The 1,412-nt window shown below is 37.5% G+C and carries 1 protein-coding gene; it reads right to left on the bottom strand.

Annotation, left to right across the window (positions count from 1 at the left end):
- Nucleotides 1-1,412: ABC transporter permease (locus AC1DPQ_RS27660; RefSeq protein WP_477611554.1), on the bottom strand; the 1,412-nt coding region annotated here is incomplete at both ends.

Genomic DNA, 1,412 nt, shown 5'->3' with positions numbered 1-1,412 from the left:
GTTTTATCATTGATCCTGATGGTTTTCCCAATCGCATCGTTATAGTTAACTACATTGAGTTTTTTTAACATGGTTTCGTTTACTACAATATCTTTGAGTGTATCACTCTTAGATAAGCCTTTACCAGCAATAATTTCTAAACCAAATGTTTTAAAATAGTTTTCATCTCCTGTTTTGGTGTTGGCCTGAAAAGTTGATCTTACTGTTCCATTGTACCTGAAATTACTTTCGTTATTAAAATCAGAAGATGGCGCCGCACTGCAATAGCTGGATGACAATACGCCTGGAATTTTATTGATCTGATCCTGCAAAGTATGGTATCGGGTAATTGCCATGCTATCATAAGGCACATCAACCAGGGCTACCGCTGTAGGGATAAAACCAAGGGGTTTCTCTCGCATGTAACTCATTTGCCTTAATACAACCAAAGTGCCTATAATCAAAATAATAGTGATTGCAAATTGAACCACAACAAGAATCTTCCTCAAACTTAAGCCTGCAGCATTCGCGGTAATTTTATTTTTAATGGCTAATGCTGGGCTATAGCCAGACATGACCATTGCTGGATAAAAGCCAGCTAAAAAGCTTACCAGTAATACCAAAACAACCATAAATACAAATATGATCGGGTGCTCGATAATGCTAAATGAAATATGATCTTTAAACAGGCTTTGCATGCCCGGCAAGGCTACTTCTGTTAAAACACAACCTACCAGTAGTGAAATAACTGTTATCGTTAAAGTTTCTGTTAAAAACTGTACAATTAATTGCCTGCGCAAACTACCCATCACTTTACGTACACCAACTTCTTTCCCCCTGCTTACGGCCTGTGCAGTAGCAAGGTTGATAAAGTTGATACATGCAGTCAGCAATAAAAAAGCACCAATTATGGCCAATCCATAAAGTTCTTTCTTCGGCATTACTTTGTTCGCAAAATTGCCCAGATCTGCATTATAGTGGATATCTCTTAGCTGTTGAAACCGATGGCTTTCTTTCGAAACATTATCTCTTTGATAGTATTTAGTAATAAACTGAGGGAGGCTTTTACTTGCATCCTCAATAGATGCTCCCTCTTTTAGTAATACATAACATTCAGAAGTAGAAGAAACTGTGCCCCAGTTAGTCGACTCTGGCCTTGCCTGGTTTAGATAAGTTTTATAAGAAATGATTACTTTAAGTGGAAAAGAACTGTTATCGGGTGTTTTTTCTATAATACCGGTAACTTTAAGATCTACTTTGTTCTGAAAATTAATGCTCTTCCCAACTGCTTTGTGCCAATCTCCGAAAAGTTTATTGGCCATCTCATCTGATAACACAACAGTATTGGGCTGACTTAGTGATTGGCGCGGATTTCCTTCAAGCCATTTAAAGCTTAAAATCTCAAAAAAATCAGGTTCTGCATAATGTACGCT

This window comes from Pedobacter sp. 01T416_2, assembly GCF_056398925.1.
Note: the sequence above shows the minus strand (reverse complement) of the source record. Positions and strands in the feature narration are given on the sequence as shown.